Source organism: Streptomyces roseus, from assembly GCF_001044425.1.
GTDB lineage: Bacteria > Actinomycetota > Actinomycetes > Streptomycetales > Streptomycetaceae > Streptomyces > Streptomyces roseus.
In genome coordinates this window covers 1-817 of the sequence record NZ_LFML01000106.1, presented here as the reverse complement: position 1 = coordinate 817, position 817 = coordinate 1, and the positions used below count along the sequence as shown (strand labels likewise).

1 protein-coding gene is annotated in these 817 nt (G+C 72.2%); it reads right to left on the bottom strand.

Annotated features, from left to right (window positions below; all coding sequences use genetic code 11):
• On the bottom strand, positions 1–646 hold a 646-nt coding region (locus ACS04_RS24710), incomplete at its 3' end, for a TerD family protein (RefSeq protein WP_048478955.1).
• Positions 647–817 lie beyond the last annotated feature (171 nt).

Genomic DNA, 817 nt, shown 5'->3' with positions numbered 1-817 from the left:
GGGCGCCGAACGACGGCGCCGGGGCGGCGGCCTGCGGCGGCGGGGCGAATCCCGGCGCGGCGCCGGCCTGGGGCGGGGCGGCGGCCTGCGGCTGCTGGGGGGCCTGCTGCTCGTCCTCCTCGGCGACCTCGCCGCCGAAGTTCTCCAGCAGCGCGGCGAGTCCGCCGTCGAAGCCCTGGCCGACCGCGGCGAAGCGCCACACGTCCTTGAGGTAGAAGTCGCCGAGCATGACCGCGCGCTCGGTGCTGAACTCCGCGCCCGTGAAGGAGTACCGGACGACTTCCTCGCCGCCGGCCACGATCCGGATGTAGCCCGGTCCGATCTGCGACATCTGTCCGTTGCCGTCGATGGTGGCGGTGAAGGACAGCTTGTGGATGCTCGCCGGGACGCGGTCCAGCGTCACCCGGAAGGACTCGGTGTCGCCCGCCTGCGCGCCGAGCTGCTGGATCGACTCCTCCGGCGACTTCGGCTGGTTGTAGAAGACGAAGTACCGGTCGTCCGACAGCTTCTCGTCGGCGTCAAGGCCGAAGCAGCTGATGTCGAAGGCGAGTCCGGGCCCGGCGATCTGCACGCCCACGTACAGATCCGTGCCTGCCGTCAGATCGCTGATCCTGGCCTTGTGACCGCGTTGGAATTCCCTGGCCATACGTAACGACCGTCCCCCATCCCGACAGTGATGTGCGTGCCGCTCAGGCTAGCCGCATCCGCCGACATCCGGCCAAGTCGGTACCGACCCGGTACAGAGCGGGGCGGGGGCGGGGCGGGCGGCCCAGGGGCGGGCGGCCCGGGGGCGGGCGGAGGCCGGAGCCGGGCCGGG